The sequence below is a fragment of the Blautia sp. XA-2221 genome (assembly GCF_028767025.1).
Classification (GTDB): Bacteria; Bacillota; Clostridia; order Lachnospirales; family Lachnospiraceae; genus Blautia_A.
Genome location: NZ_JAJQXX010000009.1, coordinates 41,941 through 60,532, shown reverse-complemented (window position 1 = coordinate 60,532; position 18,592 = coordinate 41,941). Strand labels below are relative to the sequence as shown.

General features: G+C 38.2%; 16 protein-coding genes. 8 read left to right on the top strand and 8 right to left on the bottom strand.

Features of this window, described 5'->3' with window-relative positions; genetic code table 11:
* Positions 1-168 precede the first annotated feature (168 nt).
* Together LU279_RS08960 and LU279_RS08955 are read left to right on the top strand one after the other, a co-directional pair.
* Positions 169-1,488: a hemolysin family protein gene (locus LU279_RS08960; protein ID WP_274422207.1), complete on the top strand. Its 1,320-nt coding sequence runs from the start codon at positions 169-171 to the stop codon at positions 1,486-1,488.
* 124 nt (positions 1,489-1,612) lie between these two features.
* A complete protein-coding gene (locus tag LU279_RS08955; RefSeq protein ID WP_274422206.1) occupies positions 1,613-2,491 on the top strand; it encodes an aldose 1-epimerase family protein in 879 nt (292 codons plus the stop codon).
* A gap of 465 nt (positions 2,492-2,956) precedes the next feature.
* On the opposite strand, the gene LU279_RS08945 is transcribed toward LU279_RS08955, so the two are convergent.
* Both LU279_RS08945 and LU279_RS08940 read right to left on the bottom strand, forming a co-directional pair.
* Positions 2,957-4,639 carry a recombinase family protein gene (locus LU279_RS08945; protein ID WP_274422205.1) on the bottom strand — a complete coding sequence of 561 codons (1,683 nt, stop codon included), beginning with the start codon at positions 4,637-4,639 and terminating at the stop codon, positions 2,957-2,959.
* The gene (locus LU279_RS08940) at positions 4,632-7,604 is read right to left on the bottom strand and encodes a TOTE conflict system archaeo-eukaryotic primase domain-containing protein (RefSeq protein WP_274422204.1); all 2,973 of its coding nucleotides are present in this window, start codon (positions 7,602-7,604) and stop codon (positions 4,632-4,634) included. Before LU279_RS08940 ends, LU279_RS08945 begins: the two co-directional genes overlap by 8 nt.
* A 353-nt stretch (positions 7,605-7,957) precedes the next feature.
* Between LU279_RS08940 and LU279_RS08935 the strand changes: the two genes are divergently transcribed.
* Both LU279_RS08935 and LU279_RS08930 read left to right on the top strand, forming a co-directional pair.
* On the top strand, positions 7,958-8,143 hold the full coding sequence (locus LU279_RS08935) for a hypothetical protein (protein WP_274422203.1): 186 nt from the start codon (positions 7,958-7,960) through the stop codon (positions 8,141-8,143).
* The gene (locus LU279_RS08930) at positions 8,136-8,744 is read left to right on the top strand and encodes a GNAT family acetyltransferase (protein WP_274422202.1); all 609 of its coding nucleotides are present in this window, start codon (positions 8,136-8,138) and stop codon (positions 8,742-8,744) included. Before LU279_RS08935 ends, LU279_RS08930 begins: the two co-directional genes overlap by 8 nt.
* A gap of 41 nt (positions 8,745-8,785) precedes the next feature.
* On the opposite strand, the gene LU279_RS08925 is transcribed toward LU279_RS08930, so the two are convergent.
* Complete coding sequence (locus tag LU279_RS08925) at positions 8,786-8,920, bottom strand: hypothetical protein (RefSeq protein ID WP_274422201.1); 135 nt, start codon at positions 8,918-8,920, stop codon at positions 8,786-8,788.
* Between the two features lie 300 nt (positions 8,921-9,220).
* Here LU279_RS08925 and LU279_RS08920 point away from each other — a divergent pair, with 300 nt between their 5' ends.
* Positions 9,221-9,943: a hypothetical protein gene (locus LU279_RS08920; protein ID WP_274422200.1), complete on the top strand. Its 723-nt coding sequence runs from the start codon at positions 9,221-9,223 to the stop codon at positions 9,941-9,943.
* 29 nt (positions 9,944-9,972) lie between these two features.
* Here LU279_RS08920 and LU279_RS08915 read toward each other — a convergent pair whose 3' ends face one another.
* Together LU279_RS08915 and LU279_RS08910 are read right to left on the bottom strand one after the other, a co-directional pair.
* Positions 9,973-11,262: a hypothetical protein gene (locus LU279_RS08915; protein ID WP_274422199.1), complete on the bottom strand. Its 1,290-nt coding sequence runs from the start codon at positions 11,260-11,262 to the stop codon at positions 9,973-9,975.
* Positions 11,263-11,297: 35 nt separating this feature from the next.
* Entirely contained in the window at positions 11,298-12,218 is a 921-nt protein-coding gene (locus LU279_RS08910) for a serine/threonine protein kinase (RefSeq protein ID WP_274422198.1), read from the bottom strand.
* Positions 12,219-12,473: 255 nt separating this feature from the next.
* Here LU279_RS08910 and tnpA point away from each other — a divergent pair, with 255 nt between their 5' ends.
* The 3 genes from tnpA to LU279_RS08895 all read left to right on the top strand — a co-directional run bounded on the left by tnpA (position 12,474) and on the right by LU279_RS08895 (position 14,993).
* Positions 12,474-12,887, top strand: a complete 414-nt coding sequence (gene tnpA / locus LU279_RS08905; RefSeq protein ID WP_274422197.1) for an IS66 family insertion sequence element accessory protein TnpA — start codon at positions 12,474-12,476, stop codon at positions 12,885-12,887.
* On the top strand, positions 12,881-13,225 hold the full coding sequence (gene tnpB / locus LU279_RS08900; RefSeq protein WP_009246070.1) for an IS66 family insertion sequence element accessory protein TnpB: 345 nt from the start codon (positions 12,881-12,883) through the stop codon (positions 13,223-13,225). The genes tnpA and tnpB overlap by 7 nt, the downstream gene beginning before the upstream one ends.
* A 151-nt stretch (positions 13,226-13,376) precedes the next feature.
* Complete coding sequence (locus LU279_RS08895; protein WP_274422196.1) at positions 13,377-14,993, top strand: IS66-like element ISRgn2 family transposase; 1,617 nt, start codon at positions 13,377-13,379, stop codon at positions 14,991-14,993.
* Between the two features lie 132 nt (positions 14,994-15,125).
* Here LU279_RS08895 and LU279_RS08890 read toward each other — a convergent pair whose 3' ends face one another.
* The 3 genes from LU279_RS08890 to LU279_RS08880 all read right to left on the bottom strand — a co-directional run bounded on the left by LU279_RS08890 (position 15,126) and on the right by LU279_RS08880 (position 18,428).
* On the bottom strand, positions 15,126-15,926 hold the full coding sequence (locus tag LU279_RS08890; RefSeq protein ID WP_274422195.1) for a hypothetical protein: 801 nt from the start codon (positions 15,924-15,926) through the stop codon (positions 15,126-15,128).
* A complete protein-coding gene (locus LU279_RS08885; protein WP_274422194.1) occupies positions 15,919-16,404 on the bottom strand; it encodes a Panacea domain-containing protein in 486 nt (161 codons plus the stop codon). The genes LU279_RS08890 and LU279_RS08885 overlap by 8 nt, the downstream gene beginning before the upstream one ends.
* 338 nt (positions 16,405-16,742) lie before the next feature.
* On the bottom strand, positions 16,743-18,428 hold the full coding sequence (locus LU279_RS08880; RefSeq protein ID WP_274422193.1) for a recombinase family protein: 1,686 nt from the start codon (positions 18,426-18,428) through the stop codon (positions 16,743-16,745).
* Positions 18,429-18,592 lie beyond the last annotated feature (164 nt).

Below are 18,592 nucleotides of genomic sequence, written 5' to 3'. Positions count from 1 at the left end.
ACAATTCCGATGAAAATCATACTATAAATATTATGGATTCCCGCATTGTCATTATGTATATATAGAGGTATAGCCTGTGAGCATGCTTATAGGCTATACCTTTTTGTCATTTTACCTGCCCTGGGGCAGTTTACTTATTAACTTACAGAAGGGAATTAAAATTTAATCATGATAGGATCTGTTATACTGATTATTGTATTTACATTTTTGAATGCAGTTTTCGCCAGTGCGGAGATCGCCGTTATCTCCATGAATGAGGCTAAACTCCGGCATCTGGTGGAGGACGGCAACAAGCGGGCAAAGAAACTTTCTCTCCTTACGGAACAGCCGGCCCGTTTTCTCGCCACCATTCAGGTTGCCATCACTCTGTCCGGATTTCTCAACAGTGCATTTGCATCTGATAACTTTGCAGGCGTGATCGTAGATGCCCTGATTTCTATCGGCGTTCCGGTTCCCAGAGCAACACTGAACTCCATTGCGGTTGTCATTATTACTATTGTTCTTTCCTATATTAGCATTGTATTCGGCGAACTGGTACCAAAACGAATTGCAATGAAAAACTCCGAGGCACTTTCTCTTGGACTTGCTCCTACCCTCTACGGAGTTTCCAAGGTTTTCTCCCCTCTGGTATCCCTGCTTACAGGCTCTACTAACCTGATTCTGAAGCTTATGGGGATCAATCCTGCCGAAGACGACGAACAGGTAACAAAGGAAGAAATCCAGATGATGCTTATGGAAGGAAATGCCCAGGGTGTCATTGATACACAGGAAAACGAATTTATTCAGAATATTTTTGATTTTCATGATATTACCGCCGAACAGGTCTGCACACACCGTACAGATGTAATTGTCCTGGATACAGAAGATTCTCTTGAGGAATGGAAAAATATTATTTATCAGAATCGTCACAGCTACTATCCGGTCTGTCAGGAAACCAAAGAAAATATTATTGGTATTCTGGATACAAAAGCTTACTTCTGTCTGGATGAACGTACCAGAGAAAACATTCTGACAAAAGCCGTAAAGCCTGCTTATTTCATTCCGGAAAGCATGAAAGCTGCAAAGCTTTTTGATCACATGAAGCAATCCCGGAATTACTTTGCTGTTCTTCTTGATGAATATGGTGAAATGTCCGGTATTGCCACTCTCCACGACCTGATTGAAGAACTGGTAGGCGATATCTATGAAGAAAATGAAGAAAATACGGAAAAGATACAGCAGATTTCTCCAAATTCATGGCTGGTTCGCGGTGATGTAGAAATGGATGATGTAGCTGATACCCTTCATCTTAACCTTCCGGAAGGGGATTATGACACCTTTAACGGTTTTATCTACAGCATTATTGACAGTATTCCGGAGGACGGCAGCCAGTTCACCTGTGAAAGCAACGGTATGAGCATTCATGTAAAATCTGTTGCAAAGCATAAAATCACTGAAGCTGTTATAGAACTGCCGGAAACTGAAAAAGAAACCGATGTGGAAAATTAATTAAATAACAGGATATTAAAAAGCTGCACATATTATTTTTTCATTGATATGTGCAGTTTTTCTCGTTATTTTTTCAGAAATCTGATATACTTGATACATCAAATTTTTTATTGGAGGGTATATTATGATTCGCACACTGGAAAACGATCAGCTTCGGGTGCAGATCAATGATCTTGGCGCTGAGCTGACTGAACTCTATGACAAAACAAATGACCGACAGGTACTATGGAATGCCGATCCTGCTTACTGGGATCGCCATGCCCCTGTCCTGTTCCCAAACGTAGGCCGTTATTATGAGAATGAATGTCTTATTAACGGAAAAACCTATCACTGCGGACAGCACGGGTTCGTCCGTGATATGGAATTCACCTGTACAGAGTCCTCACAGACCTCTGTCACCCACCTTGTAACCTCTTCCGATTCAACAAAGGAAATGTATCCTTTTGATTTCCGGCTTCTCATCACACATGAACTTTCCGGAGGAAACCTGACTGTACACTGGACCGTTATCAATGAGGATTCTCAAACCATGTACTTTACAATCGGAGGACATCCTGCTTTTAATGTCCCTGCTATTCCAGGTACTTCTCAAGATCAGTATTATCTTACTTTCAACGATGAATCAGAGCTTACCTGCAGTCTCCTGGACCTTTCCCATGGAACTGTATTTGAAGGAAAAACTTATCCGCTTGCTCTGAAGCACGGACGCTGTCACATCATCAGAAGGCTTTTTGACAACGATACTCTTGTGTTTGATAACAGTCAGGTAACCCGGGTGGGAATTGCCTTTCCAGATGGAACTCCTTATGTGGAGCTCACTTGTAAGGGCTTTCCGAATTTTGGTATCTGGAGCGCACCGGACTCTCCTTTCGTCTGCCTGGAACCCTGGATGGGACGCTGCGACAACACTGGCTTTACAGATGAGCTTTCTACAAAACAAAATATCAACACACTGGCTGCCGGAGAAACATTTAAACAATTTTATACCATCTCCGTGAAATAAAACATTCAGATCAGGCCAGTATTACGCTGCATAATTTCTGTTTTGTGTTATACAGATATAAACAGTTTTTAATAAAACTTCCGGCAAATCCTATATCTCCTGATACAGACTTTTCCGGAAGTTTTTCTGTGCTGGAACGCCTAATTTCTAGACGTTTTTCGAGTTAAAGCCATTGATTGCATACAAGACTTTTTCCTCGTTCCAGATATCTGTATAAGATTTAATCTTTTTCAAGTTCTTTCAGCTCATTTCAAAATAGACGCTCATTTCTGAACGTCTTACATTGAAAAGGGATACTTTTTTAACAAGTACCCCTAAAGTTTAATATTTAATTGTTTGTGTTCCCACACTCTATGTCAACTACTACCGAAACATTGATATAGTTTTTTATCTCTTTATTTCTGATTTTATCGCCCTCGCTCGTAAAGACGATATGCTTGAAAAAGTGCCTAAAATTAAGGATTTCTACATAGTTCGTCTTTGTAGCAACACACAAGTCTCAACGGTGCTTTCTTTGTCCCAACAAAGTTCCTGTGTCTCCCTGTCTCCAAAATACACCGGGAAACGGAACTTTATGTGCTTCAGGAATCTGCCATCTGGCTGCTCCTGCTCGTAAATGTCCACCTGTTCTACAAAACTGTTGAGAAATTCTTTCTTCTCCAAGTCAGTGAACTTATCATATAGTTTATCAAAATATAAAAGAAATTGATAGACGTTTTCTTCTGATATTTTCTGTTGCCGGATATTCAACAAGCGGTTCTTGACTTCTTCTATACTGTTCTCCACGCCTTCAATCTCATCATACAAACGGTATAACCTTGTCTCCATATCCTGATATTTCTTTTCATAAAATTTATCCATGATATCCAGACTATCCATCTGCTGTCCAAGCCTTGCTTTTGCTCCGGTCAGCTGCCTGTGCTGTTTTTCCAAATTTTCGATTTCTCTTTCAATTTCATCTGTATCAATCCTTGAACCGATTTTTTTTCGGATTGCTTCTTCAAATTTAGGATTCTGTACCAACTTTCTAATAACCTCTTCAACGGCATTGTTGATCTTATCCTCGCTCCATTGCTTATGGTAATCACATCTATGACCATTCATTAAGCGACGATGCTTACAGGCATAATAAAAATAATCCTTATACAAAGTTCCATCTTTCTTTTTCTTTCGGTTCACATTTCCGTACATTCCGCTTCCACATAACGGACATTTCAAAATTCCAGATAAAATATGTTCATGATCTAAGCTATGTATCTTCTCATATTTCACTCCATTTTTTACCCTTTTCTGGTGTGCCAGTTCCCAGTCTGTCTCTGAGATAATCCCTTCATGAATACTATCATATAACATATAATTCTCCTGTTTTACAATACGATATTCATTTCGTGTTCCAGGAACTTTCTCATTCTTTCTTCGTCCATAAGCCAATTTTCCACAGTAAACCGGATTGTCCAAAACACCTTTTATAAATGATGCGGCAAATGCGTCCAGTGTATTATTCTGTCGTTTTTTCTTTTTATATCCATGCTGGTTCAGCCATGCAGCAATCGCAGAGATTCCCATATTGGTATGAATAAATTTATCATAGATCAGACGAATAATTTCCGCTTCATCCTCTGCAATCTGCAATTCTCCATTTACCAATTCATAGCCATATGGAGCAAATCCACCGTTCCATTTTCCTTCCCTTGCTTTCTGCTTACATCCCTCCATTGTCTGAACAAGGATATTCTCTCGTTCAATCTCTGCCACCGCAGACAGAACAGAAATCATCAGCTTTCCACTATCTTTTGAGCTGTCAATTCCATCTTCAACACAGATCAGATTCACTCCAAAATCCTGCATCCGCTGCAGAGAACTCAAAACATCTGCCGCATTACGACCGAATCTGGAAAGTTTGAATACCAGTACAAACTGTACATCATCTATACCATTTTCAATATTGTCTAACATCCGTTGAAATTCCGGTCTGCCCTCTACGCTCTTTCCAGATTTACCTTCATCGGAATACTCATTTACGATTTCCATGTTCTGAAATTCCGCATATCTCTTGATTTTTTCTTTCTGAGCATCCAGACTGTAGCCATCTATCTGCATGGTTGTGGATACTCTGGTATATATATCGCATTTAATCTTTTTATTCACTTTTCCTCCTCTCCTCAGAACATCCCAACGCAATTTCCAACAATTCAGTTGCAACTTGTGAATTTCTGATACGCATTAAGTTATCCCAGACATCAGCTTTTCCAAGTAGATTCATCCCACCATGCCATACTATTTCATCATCAATAACGGCAAAACATTCTTCTACTTCTGTTCTTGTTATCACATTTATTCCTACCAAATGCATTGTTCTGATTAATTCATAACATACATCCGACTTTCCATAAATAATATCTTCCGGATCTGTTGTAATAACTGTGACCTTTACCCCTACTTCCTGTCTCTTCTTGATTAGTAATAAAAATCTGTCAATTTTATCTTGTCTGATATCCGGACTGGAAATTACCACCATTTTTTCAGACTCTACAATATCTTGCTCAAATTTTTCGGTATAATTTACAGAATCAAATATTGCATTTATTATTTGTTTAGATTGCAACTCTTGCGTCCAGATTGAAAATCCCATCTTCCTATATGTTCTCAATCTTTTTGCATACATTTTATCAAAATAACGCACATGCGAATCGATATAATCATACACATAAACGGCTTCTTTTCCGACATAATCTCTGTTTAATCTACCTACATACTGTTCCAGGCGTCCTTCAAAAGATACAGGTGCTGCAAGCATTAATACATCCAGTCTTGGAAAATCAAACCCTTCTCCTATTTTCTGACCAGTTGCCACCAAAATAAGCGATTCATTTTCAGGTATCTGCTTTAATTTTACTCTTATTTCAGCATTTTCCTTATCCGAATTATCCCCATATAGAAGGAATACATGATCTGCTTTTTCCTTTAAGGCATCATGTAAAAATTTTGCATGTTCTTTAAATCTTGTTAAAATTACAGGAGTTTGTTTTCTTGCAACACAAGTTATAACATCATCTATGATCATTTCATTGCGCACCTTACTGGTGCTAATCAAATTATATGCTTTATTAATATTATCCTTGCTTTCTGCAGTATCAACTACTCTTGTGTATCTTGGGACAAAATAATGTCCAATCCCTTGCTCCTTAGCCCTCTCCAACGCAGTAAATCTATGTCTCAAAGGTCCCAGCAGCATATAGATAATCCGATCAAGACTGTCACCACGTTTAGGTGTAGCAGAAACACCATATACGTATTTTGCATTTATTTTCTGCAATAATTCCATAGATGTGTTAGAAGCTGCGTGATGACATTCATCCATAATTACCATTCCGTAAGAATTAATTCGTTCATTAAATTTTCCTCTGCTGTACATTGAACCAACCATTGCAACATCTATGATCCCTGTTAATGTATTTTTATTTCCGTGCAAAATGCCAATCACACTATTTCTTTTTTTCTTTCTTCCTGTTTTTGTTTCATAATCCGGTGGTTCTTCTCTTATCTCTAAGAAATGATTCAATTCATCAACCCACTGATTAAGCAAATCTTTACTTTGCAGCAAAATGAGCGTATTTACTTTTCGCTCTGCAATAAGGTAACTACATACTACAGTCTTTCCAAATGCAGTTGCCGCACTCAAAACCCCATCTGAATGTGATAATAATTTTTCTGCTGCTAATTCCTGTTGCATTCGCAAATCACCTTTAAAAGATACTCTGATAGGTTGTCCTGTTTCTCTTTGATCTGAAACATCAACTGAAATGCCTGCTTTTTCACATTCCTGTATAATATTTTCCCGCAGTCCTCTCGGAATCTGTATATATCCATCTATATCCTTACCTAAATATACAGCACTGAAATTATAATAATTAGAATATCCCAGCCTTTTATTTTTGTAAAATTCCGGATTATCAAATGCCGCCAAACTACGAATCTGATTTTGTATTCTTGGCATAAGATTCAGAGTATCAATATAAACTCCATTGCCCAATACCATGTGAAGCTTGCCCACAACATCTGACTTACAAAACTCACATTTCTTCCTCCATGGTTTCGGTCTGACATTCTTCTCAATATTAGTAAGCATTCCTCTGACTTCTGCTAATTCTCCCTGCCATTTTGCCATGCATTGTTCAACATCTTCTATTCCCAGCTTTCTTGTTTTATTGAAAAGAGCATCCCATTGATCAGGATATGCATTCCAATTTTCATCTACAAAAGCACTATTTCCATTTTTAAGTGCCTGCCCCTGTAATGGCAATGCAATCAAATTACCTATGCTGCTTGCCACATCCTGCGAAGGATACATTCTATCATAATAATGAAACGATTTCAGATTGATGGAAGTTGAACCCTTGTCTAATAGGAGAAATCCAAAATTCCTTGCTGTTGCCGCAGGTATTGCCTTTTTAAAGAAAATCCATACATGGGCACCTTTTCCAGATCGAGATCTCTCAACTAAAGGTCTGATACCATTAAGCTCACACATTTTTCTAAGAGCATTCACTTCTTTATGCCACTCATTATCCGTATTTGCAAAGTCCGTAACCTCTGCTCCTTTTTCGTGATTATCAAAATCAAATACAATAAATCTGCATGTACCATTTGGCAGTAAAGGATATACACCTATTGCATCTGATCCATCTTCTTTTGTGCCTAACAAATGAGCAATTATTTTTTTAACATCCAAACTAATCCATTTGGTATTTTCACATTCATCACACAATACCTTCTCTTTACGTTGTTTAGGACAAAGCCGGTCATTCCAACGATTTGCGCATTGTGGAAAATACCCCCCGTTCTTTCCCCGTCTGGCATATACATCTTCTCTTCCCCAAAACATCGAAAAGAAACGTATTGCCATTTTCTCTGTAATATACGGCGGATTCACAATACGATTCCCTTGATCCAGGTCATATTCTTCTGCACTTTCTATTTTTTCTTCAAAAGGATTCACCTCTTCATATGAAATGCCTGCTTTCTTCAATTTATCTTTTAATATCTTGTTCTCATATTCAAGCAACCTAACCATCTTTCTCAATGAATCTGCATCATATGCTTCTATGTTCAAACCTTCCACCTACAATTCTTATTATTTCATAATGTAACCTTCATTTTATGTCCCAACTTTATTTTAGTACTCATTCCAACCATTTTCAATGCTTATTTTTCTTATTGACGCATTTCTCTGTCAATCGTATAATTAAGTTAGATACAGAGCATTTCTGTTATCAAAATATTGCCCGCCCACCATTGGCGACTTATAAATGACTGGCTCGAAAATATTGTCCGCTTACCGGAAGCGTCTAATAAATATCCGGCTTGAAATTATTTAGAAATTATTTCAGTTTTTGATATTGTATTTTTATCACACATTGCATATACTATAAATACACAAGAAGCCAAAAAAGAGGAGGTGTTAGTATGGCTACTTCAAGTATTACTCATAATTTTGTCGTATTCAATCCAAATAGCGTAAAACGTTTTGTTGCAGCGATTGATGAAGCTGATCGTGACCGCACACCAAAGCAGGCACTTCCCGGACGTCAATTAACGAACCCACAGGAAATTTTAGCTTTAATGTCAAAAAGGAAGAAAAAACATGTCTGATAAATATTTTACTGTTAATATTCGGGCATATTTGGATAAAGATGAACCGACTTATCTCGGAGAGGAAAGTCTTTACGACTTACTCTCCGATTTTTCTTGTCCAAAAAATCCCGATGTGGAATACTTTTTATTACATAATGCGATTGAGTTTACCAAAAAAGATCAGTCTATCACTTATCTGGTGTTCGATGCCGAAGACGCTTCACTGGTCGGTTATTTTTCCCTTACAGTAAAGCCAATATCTGTCCGAGCTTCAAATATCAGTAAGACGATGGCAAAGAAACTGTCCCGTGTCAGTATTCTGGATGAAGAAACACAGTCTTACAACACAGCAGCTTACCTAATTGCACAGTTAGGAAAAAACTATTCTCTACCAAGGGAAAAACGAATTCCTGGAAACATCCTACTGGGATTTGCACTGGAAACCATATCCAGCCTCAAATATTCCGTAGGCGGTGTTATGGAATTTCTTGAATGCGAGGATAATAAATTTCTTCTGAACTTTTATACACAGAATCATTTCAAGCTATTTGATACCCGTATTATCACTTCCCAGAACAATGAGCCACACACTCTGCATCAGCTTTTGAAATTCATCTGAAAACACATAAAAAAGCGACAGTCTGATTTACATTTTGTATTTCAGGAAACTGCCGCTTCTTTTTCTTTCTTATTCTGTTTTTCTTCCTCCAACTCCCGGAGGACTTCATCACCGTACTTATCAATCATCCGTACCAGAAAATCAATGCACCGCTCAAATTCAATATTCTGTTGCATAAGCTCCTCCTGTCATTGTTTTAATCTGAGCTTATTTTACAGAATTTCTTCATAAACAGCATTGAACCGGAATTGACCTTAAATTGAGAAAATCATATGATGAAAATCCCTCTTTATCTTGAAGCGAATATATGTTCGTGATATGATATACTTATTCAAAACCTATTCACTCAATTTAACCTATAGAAAAGAGGAAATGCCTATTGGATCGTTGTGATTTTAGTTCGATAATGACATATTTAAAAACCCAAATCAGTGAAAGCAATCAGATGAGCCAGCCTGGATTTTTATACGAAATATTTGAAGATTTTTTTAGACAGTCCTGAGAACAAAGAATTTACTCTGGATAATGGTCTGGTTTGCCGCTGGATGACAGGTCAGGCGAAAATCAGTCCCAAAATATCTTCTTTTTATGCAAGACCAAGCAATCAGGAAAAACTGGCGGAAACCATACATCGGAATATTCTTCCGTTAATGGCAGACTATAACAGGACACTTCAAGAAATTTATGCCTTATTTATCCAGGATTCTTCAATTTCTGAAGCCCAAAAAGCAGAACTTGCTCCTCTATACAAACCTGTCGATTTCCGTCTGCTGTTTTTGGCAAAACTGATTTCTTTCGGTATGGAACGCCCGTTTATTAAACGTGATACCAAAAATCAGAAATTAATCGCAGGTGGTTCCCTTTCACCAATGGTACTGGATTATATTATGGATAGCGAAATTCCAAGACCATGCCGTCATTTTGTAGGGAGAGAGGATGAAACAACAGAATTACATTCTCTTCTGGAAGATAATAGCAAAGTATTTCTTTACGGAATTGCCGGAATTGGAAAAAGCGAACTGGCAAAATCCTATGCAAAGCAATATAAAAAACATTACACAAACATCCTATATTTTGAATATGCCGGAGATTTACATCAGTCTGTTACGGACATGTATTTTACTGATGATTTACCGGAGGATACCGAAGAAGAACGTTTCCGAGCAGCCGCCAAAAAATGTCAAGGTACTTACTGTTGAGCGTTTACGCTCTATTTCAGACTGTGTCTCTATTGATAGTATTGTTCTAATTCTGCTAACATCTTTTCTGTGTCTTCACATTGCTCATAATAATCAACATCATACCTTTGCCCTGTGCGCAAATGATGTAACCAACCATCAAGCATAGCCTGATAAATCCCGCTTACATCATCCAAATTTGCATATTGCCCAACATAATTATTTCGAGCATCATAACTCTCCTTGGATACAGGATAACGATAATGTTCATAATGTAAATCACTATCTATTAACTGAGCATATCCTTCTTCATCAATAACCAATCGATTATTCCTAAAATCATTTCCTGATCTTAATACTTCTTTAATTTCTTTTTCAGTAAACACATGTGATGGTGGTTTTATCCGAAACAGTTTTATTGTAAAATAAATCCCCATTTCCTGCCATACTATCCCTGATTCATTGCATAATTTTTTAATATAATCTTTCATTTCAACAATGGCCTTAACTGCTCCGTTAAAATCTGTAAATATATATTTCCCATCCTTGCTTACTGGATATGGGATAACATCTTCTTCACAAATATATCCGTTCTCCGCCACATATTTTCTTGCACCAAAAGTTCCACCGTTTATATGAAACATAATAGCAAATTCCAACTTACCATCATTTTTATTATTATTTTTATCACAAATCTCTTTTAAACACCACTTATCCCAATTTTCTTCAATAAATTTGTCAAACTTGCAACCTTCCTCTATTTTCCTATGAATTTCTATTTTCTCTTTTTCTTCTTTAGTACTAAATGGATTCTTCTGATAAATGCTTAAAAATTTATTGAAATCTTTCATCATATAATATGATTGTCTCATAGTTCCAATATAATGTCGAAATTCTATACTGCTCATTTTATTATGCCTTGCATCATAAGTTCCAGAGATATGATTATATACAGACTGTTTTGAAAAAATAACAAACGACCCATTCAAAAATCTGTCAACTTGTCTGTACCCTTTAGGGAACTCTGTTCCATCATTATATCTTCCATAATTCGCCAGATCACTTGCTATATAATGTCCAGGAAAATCTTCTATCAATAACTCACGACAATCCTCATATATCGCATCAGAAATAGGTTCTATTGGTTCTAATTGTAATCTGAAATAACTCCATCTATAATCACTTTTTCCATAATTTTCCAATTCCAACTTATGCGGTTTAAATATATAGTTACAGCCTCCGGCTACCAAACAGATACAGCTTTCTTCGTTTGCACATTTTGCCGTTTCAATATCCTTTCCTCCTCCAATTGGCAAAAACATATGATTTAGTCCAGGCATACTTCCTATATCATTTAAAATTTTTATAATAGAATCTATATCTCTCCACTCAGTATGTAATGGTACAGTTTTAGGAAACAACCTATTCTGTAAATATTTCCACTCACTATAATTGCTTTTTGAAAATTGCTTACTATCTCCAACCACTTTTCAAGTGTTGTCACAAAAGTCCTCATGCTAGGTCGCAATACAGGATCATACTCTGTTGCCTGCTTTAATAGTGCTTCCAATTCCACTAAATGTTCTTTTTTATACCGCTTATCATTGCGCAATCCAATTATTGCATCATCTTCCTCATATCTACCTTCAAATCCATGATCTACTCCAGTCAACACAATCCACAATGTTTTTGCAAGAGAATACACATCTGCCTTTTTACCATCAGCATTTTTTGCATTATATCTCATTTCAGGAGCCATTGTAGCCTTTGGACCAACTGCTTCTTGAAATGATGTCAAATCTCTCTTTTCGGGATAGTCAACTAAGCCAAAATCTCCAAGACAATATTTACCATTATAAAAGTATATATTTTTCGGCTTTATATCTCGATGAACAATATCTTTTTTATGTAACGCTTCTAAAGTTATTGCCAGTTCCAAAACACAATTCACTTTATCTTCAAGACTTTTTACTTCCTTTAATTTGTCTTCAAGGGGTATAGCAATTGGCATTGCGTACCAATATTTTTTTGTTCTTTTATCAGGTAAACCATAAGAAAAAATAGGAATTACCCCTTTAATTTCGTCCTGAATCTCAACTACCATTTCCGTTTCAATCTTAAAACGTATTCTCTTTTTTCTATTTCTTTTCTTCGCCTTTTTTCCATTACCACTTTCTTCTCGAAGAATTTTAATAGCTACTGCTTCACCGCTCACATTCTCCGCAACAAAAACATTTGCATTTCCACCACCGTCCATCCTTCTTATTATTTTATATTCACCCATATACTCTGCCATATCTAAACCAATCTCTCCTGTCTGCTACTTTGTTTTAATACTTTTACCTTCAATTCTTCTTTACAACTTTATAAACATCAAAGCTGAACAAATGGGATTTTTTGTCCGTAAGCGCAAAATACTTCAACGGATTGTGTTGCCCTAAAAATGAATCCATAATAATCATTAGAAAATGCAAGCATTTCACTTCATCTTCTCTTGCTAGAAATGATAGATGCGAGCATTTTACTCTATCCGATTTATGGAGGTGTGCTCATGAGAAGCAAAAGAATACCTGCCGAAGAACAATACCGTCTCATCATGGAATGCCGTCAAAGTGGATTGACAGATCATCAATGGTGTGTGGAACACGACATCAAACCGGGAACTTTTTACAACTGGGTAAAAAGACTGCGTCAGAAAGGTTGTGTGGATTTGCCAGCGTCAACCGGACGCAGCTATCGTGCACCGGAAAGCCAGGAAGTTGTCAGAGTGGATTTTCATGATACTGACCCGCTCCCATATGAACAGCCATTAAATGTGATTCCGTTAGCTACGGAAAGAAATAACCTTTCCGTAGCAGAGCCAATGAAGCTGTCTGTAGGAAGTTTTCATCTAACAATACCAAATGGAACAGATCCTCAGCTTCTGGCTCAAACGCTTCGCATTGTGAAGGAGTTGGAATGTTAGGGGATATCACAGCCGCCGATGAAATCTATATCGTAACAGGCAGAACGGATATGCGGAAATCCATTGACGGGCTGTGTGCTATTGTAGAGGATCAACTCCATATGGATCCAAGGCGAAGCGCCCTGTATCTTTTCTGTGGAAAACGTTGTGACAGGATCAAAGCTTTGCTCTGGGAATCTGACGGATTTGTGTTGCTGTATAAACGTATGGAAGTCCAGGGCAGATTCCGCTGGCCCAGAAATCAGTTGGAAGTAAAGCAACTGACCTGGCAGCAATTCGACTGGCTCATGTCCGGTCTTGAAATCGAACAACCAAAAGCATTCAAACCTACGGAATGATCGTGTAAAACCTCTATGCCAACCAACAAAAATGGAGAGCTTTCCACACCCTGTATCATGTCTGCAATCCCTTGTAAATACTGGGTTTTCTGCTTCTTTTTCATTGCTTTTTATGGTATAATAAGAGCAGTAAAAAAGGAGCAGAAGACATATGGCTGGTAATTCAAAAGATTCAAAAATCCTTGCGTACAAGGACATGATCAACCAACTGAATACAACGATTTCCGTACAGACAGAACTGATCCAGTCTTTACAAAAAACATTGGAAGCAGACCGTCTGGAAAAAGAAAATCTTCGTCAGCAGATTGAATATCTCACGAAGAAGCTTTTTGGTACTTCCAGTGAAAAACGGAAAGATATCGATGGTCAGCTGAATTTTTTTGATGAAGCCGAGCAGGAAGCAGATCCGACATGGAAACAGGAACTTCCTGATGACATCACTGTTCCAGAACATAAGCGAAAAGCACGACGGACACATGCGGATCTCTTTAAAAATGTTCCTTCCTGCGACGAGATCATTTCTCTTCCGGAGGAGGAGCGAAACTGTCCAACCTGCGGAACGCAGATGGAATGTATTGGGAAAGAATTCGTCCGCCATGAATTCCGGTTTACCCCTGCCAAAGGGAAAGTAGTAAATATCTATCGTGAAACCTATAAATGCCCGGAATGTGCCATATCAGAGGAACACCCAGATGATCAGACATTTGTCAAAGCGCCTGTTCAGGAACCATTGATCCCAGAAAGTTATGCATCGGAATCCGTTGTAGGATGGGCAATGCACCAGAAGTACCAGAATGGTCTGCCATTAAACCGGCAGGAATCGGAATGGAAGCAGCTGGGTGTCCCATTAAGCCGGGCTACGCTTGCTAACTGGATCATTTACTGTGCCGAGAATTACCTCTGTCATGTTTATGATTATTTTCACCGCCAGTTACGAATGCGTAAATATCTGATGGCAGATGAAACTCGAGTTCAGGTACTGAATGAGCCGGAGCGCAATCCTGAAACAGATTCCTGGATGTGGCTCTTCCGCAGTGGAGAAGATGGGCTTCCGCCGATCCTGCTCTATCATTACACAGAGCCAAGGGCAAAGTTCCATGCAGCATCTTTCCTGCAAGGGTTCCGTGGATATCTGGAGACCGACGGATATCAGGGTTATAACAATCTGCCGGATATAAAACGCTGCTCTTGCTGGGCACATGTGAGACGTTATTTCACAGATGCCATACCGAAAGGGAAAGAGTATGATTACAGCCTTCCGGCGGTGCAGGGAGTACAATTCTGCTCCAAGCTGTTTGATTGTGAGCGGTACTCAAAAGCAAAAAATCATACTGCGGAGCAGAGAAAACAGTTCCGTCTTGAAAAGGAGAAGCCAATACTGGAGGCATTCTGGAATTGGCTGGATCAACAGCGCCCAAACAAGGGGACCCGTTTGGCGAAAGCGGTGAACTATGCCCAAAATCGAAAAGACACCCTGATGACCTATCTGGAAGATGGTCATTGCAGTTTATCCAACAATCTTAGCGAGAATGCAATCAGACCATTCACTGTTGGCCGGAGGAACTGGCTGTTCAGTGCCAGTCCGAAGGGAGCGGCCTCTAGTGCTATTGTGTATACAATGGTTGAGATGGCAAAAGCGAATGACCTGAATACCTACAAATATCTGACATACCTCTTATCACAGCGACCAGACGATAAAATGTCAGATGAACAGCTGGAACAGCTTGCCCCATGGAGCGAGACTGCGAAAGCGAACTGTCAAAACTAAAATAGAGGAAAACGCTTGCATCTATCATTTTGGTGCAAGCGTGATTCATGGGTAGCGTAGCAATATTTTGCGCTTACGACGCAAGAAACCCTCTCAGCCATGATTGACCATCATGGCTGAGAGGGTTGTTTATTATTTACTCCAAGGCAAAAATTGTGAAATAAAATCTGGAATCTGGTTAGCATTGAGTATCCATGAAAGAACTATAATCATAGCAATAACTAAACATGCAATGTTCAATGCCTTAATATTAAAGAGTTTTGTGTTCTTCTCATTAATTGTAAAAATGAATTTGACCAAAATATATATTACATTAATAAGCACAAATGCCAAGAAATCAACCACCAGCAGTAATCTAAAAACGCTTACAGCAGAAATATTCTGCAAAACAGATGTTGAAAATGTTATCCCCCCAACAAATGCCAATACAATTGCAGCAAAAATACCAAGTATAGAGATGTATTCTTTTTCAACACCTTTTATCTGCTTTTGCAGGTTTTCTTTTGCATCTTCAATACTATTTGCAAAAATATTATTAACGTTTTCAATCTGATGTAGCGCCAGTTGAAAATGGTCGTAAATCTTTACAATCATTTTCTTGCAATCATCATTTACCCCATTGTTATCATCAAGTGAATACAGCAATAATTTTTCTAAGTTTGTAGCAAAAATTCCTCGCTCTGACATTTCCAATGAGTAAACATAATTACTTATCTCTGAATAAAGGATTCTATCCAACTTATTACTTGATGAAATATATGATGCAATATTTTCAACTGTTTTCTGTGGGTCATATTTCTGTGTATTCAGAGACAACGCCTTACAGATCCCGTTGATTTTTCTTTTGGTATTGGTAAATTTTTTTGACTGCTCCAACGACATTGTTCGATTGTCTGTAGTTCGGAGCAACACATCCAAATTGTCATCAGCCATTAAAATACTCCCTTATCGCATTGATTGTTATCTCGTTATTTTGATACGGAGCATAAGCGTCAATCCATGGCGACTGTCTATGTGTCAACGATACAAGGTCTGTCGCTGAGTAATCTGCAAATTTATCTACGACTTTATCAATAAGGGCTTTATCCTCATCTGTAATAGCCGTGTCCTCAAATCCGACTCTCTTAGAGTTCCATATATCATCTTCGTCGAACATGATATATGATTCTATCGTAGGTATATCTCCGCTTCCATACTGCTTATACTCATGGTATGCTTCTGGCACAACAGGCCCAAAATCCCATGCTTCAATTTTCTCATCAAAACAAGAAGTGTGATCTTTCTTTTTTGTCAGAAAATAAGCCTGAATAAAATAAAGTACTTTCTGAAGTTTTAAATTTGAGATGCCATAATCATGCTCATTGCTGTAATTAATTACATGACGACATACGTCTAAAACTCTATAGCTCATTATCTCAACCTCCTTCCTTTGTAATCAATTATTATATCACTATTTATACATTTTGGGTGAACTTTTTAAAAATTTTCCTTGTTATCCAATCCACTGCCTGCTACCCCTTCGAGTATCGAGTGGTCTGAACTGCAGTCGGCTCTGTTATCTATATCACTGCCTCAACCTCTGACATCTAATCCACAGCCTAAACCCTACCGCATTTTTCACCGTTTCAATTCCGGTCAGTCCGGCTGTCCGGTAGATAAGTTCTCATACAAGAAAACCGGACTTTCCGCAAGGCTCCCGTAATGGTGCAAACCTCACAAAAATCCCGGAAATACGCCACTTTTTGGTACTTATTTTTCTTTCTTAGACAGCAAACAGACCGTCTCAACGGTACTTTCATTGTCCCAACAAAGTTCCTGTATTTCCCTATCTCCAAAATACACCGGAAAACGGAACTTTATGTGCTTCAGGAATCTGCCATCTGGCTGCTCCTGCTCGTAAATGTCCACCTGTTCCACAAAGCTGTTAAGAAATTCTTTCTTCTCCAGGTCGGTGAACTTATCATATAGTTTATCAAAATATAAAAGAAATTGATAGACGTTTTCTTCTGATATTTTCTGTTGCCGGATATTCAGCAGGCGATTCTTAACTTCTTCTATACTGTTCTCCACGCCTTCAATTTCATCATATAGACGATATAAGCGTGTCTCCATATCCTGATATTTCTTTTCATAAAATTTATCCATGATATCCAGACTATCCATCTGCTGTCCAAGCCTTGCTTTTGCTCCGGTCAGTTGCCTGTGCTGTTTTTCCAGTCTTTCAATCTCTTTTTCTATTTCTTCTGTATCTATTCTTGAACCGATTTTATTCAGAATTGCTTCTTCAAATTTCGAATTCTTCACCAGCTTCCGAATAACTTCTTCCACTGCATTGTTAATCTTCTCCTCGCTCCATTGTTTACGATATCCACATTTATGACCATCTACCAGGCGACGATGTTTGCAGGCATAATAGAAATAATCCTTATATAAGGTTCCGTCTTTCTTTTTCTTTCGGTTCACGTTTCCATACATACCGCTTCCACATAACGGACATCTCAATATTCCGGATAAAATATGCTCATGATCGAGGCTATGTGTCTTTTCATATTTCACACCTGTTTTTTTCCGTTTTTGATGAGCCAGCTCCCAGTCTGTTTCCGAAATAATCCCTTCATGGATACCATCGTGCAGCATATAATTTTCCTGCTTTACAATGCGATATTCATTTCTTGTACCAGAAACTTTCTCGTTCTTCCTTCGTCCATAAGCCAACTTTCCACAGTATACCGGATTATCCAGAACGCCTTTTATAAAGGAAGAGGCAAATGCGTCCAATGTATTATTCTGTCGTTTTTTCTTTTTATATCCATGCTGGTTCAGCCATGCAGCAATCGCAGAGATTCCCATATTGGTATGAATAAATCTGTCATAGATCAGACGAATAATCTCTGCTTCGTCCTCTGCAATCTGCAATTCTCCATTTACTAATTCATAACCATACGGAGCAAATCCACCATTCCATTTTCCTTCCCTGGCTTTCTGCTTACGTCCCTCCATTGTCTGAACAAGGATATTCTCTCGTTCAATCTCTGCCACCGCAGACAGAACAGAAATCATCAGCTTTCCACTATCTTTTGAGCTGTCAATTCCATCTTCAACACAGATCAGATTCACTCCAAAATCCTGCATCCGCTGCAAAGAATTTAAAACGTCCGCTGCATTACGACCGAATCTGGAAAGCTTGAACACCAGCACAAACTGCACCTCATCTGTGCCATTCTTAATATTATCCAACATTCTCTGAAATTCCGGTCTGCCCTCTACGCTTTTTCCAGATTTACCTTCATCGGAATACTCATTTACGATTTCCATATTCTGAAATTCCGCATATCTCTTGAGATTTTCTTTCTGAGCATCTAGACTGTATCCATCTACCTGCATGGTTGTGGATACTCTGGTATATATATCGCATTTAATCTTTTTATTCTTCATAATCTTCCTCGCAATATAACTCCGTTTTGTTGTCCCAACTTTATTTTAGTACTTGTTCCAACTATTTTCAATACTTCTTTTTATTTTTTATTGACATATTTTCGTTACAACCATATAATAATGATAGAGACAGGATTTCTGTCATCGAAAATATTGTTCGCCCA

Coding starts and splice junctions, on each gene's coding strand:
- LU279_RS08960 (WP_274422207.1), top strand. CDS start 169: ATGATAGGATCTGTTATACTGATTATTGTATTTACATTTTTGAATGCA.
- LU279_RS08955 (WP_274422206.1), top strand. CDS start 1,613: ATGATTCGCACACTGGAAAACGATCAGCTTCGGGTGCAGATCAATGAT.
- LU279_RS08935 (WP_274422203.1), top strand. CDS start 7,958: ATGGCTACTTCAAGTATTACTCATAATTTTGTCGTATTCAATCCAAAT.
- LU279_RS08930 (WP_274422202.1), top strand. CDS start 8,136: ATGTCTGATAAATATTTTACTGTTAATATTCGGGCATATTTGGATAAA.
- LU279_RS08925 (WP_274422201.1), bottom strand. CDS start 8,920: ATGCAACAGAATATTGAATTTGAGCGGTGCATTGATTTTCTGGTACGG.
- LU279_RS08915 (WP_274422199.1), bottom strand. CDS start 11,262: ATGCCTGGACTAAATCATATGTTTTTGCCAATTGGAGGAGGAAAGGAT.
- LU279_RS08910 (WP_274422198.1), bottom strand. CDS start 12,218: ATGGCAGAGTATATGGGTGAATATAAAATAATAAGAAGGATGGACGGT.
- tnpA (WP_274422197.1), top strand. CDS start 12,474: ATGAGAAGCAAAAGAATACCTGCCGAAGAACAATACCGTCTCATCATG.
- tnpB (WP_009246070.1), top strand. CDS start 12,881: ATGTTAGGGGATATCACAGCCGCCGATGAAATCTATATCGTAACAGGC.
- LU279_RS08895 (WP_274422196.1), top strand. CDS start 13,377: ATGGCTGGTAATTCAAAAGATTCAAAAATCCTTGCGTACAAGGACATG.
- LU279_RS08890 (WP_274422195.1), bottom strand. CDS start 15,926: ATGGCTGATGACAATTTGGATGTGTTGCTCCGAACTACAGACAATCGA.
- LU279_RS08885 (WP_274422194.1), bottom strand. CDS start 16,404: ATGAGCTATAGAGTTTTAGACGTATGTCGTCATGTAATTAATTACAGC.
- LU279_RS08880 (WP_274422193.1), bottom strand. CDS start 18,428: ATGAAGAATAAAAAGATTAAATGCGATATATATACCAGAGTATCCACA.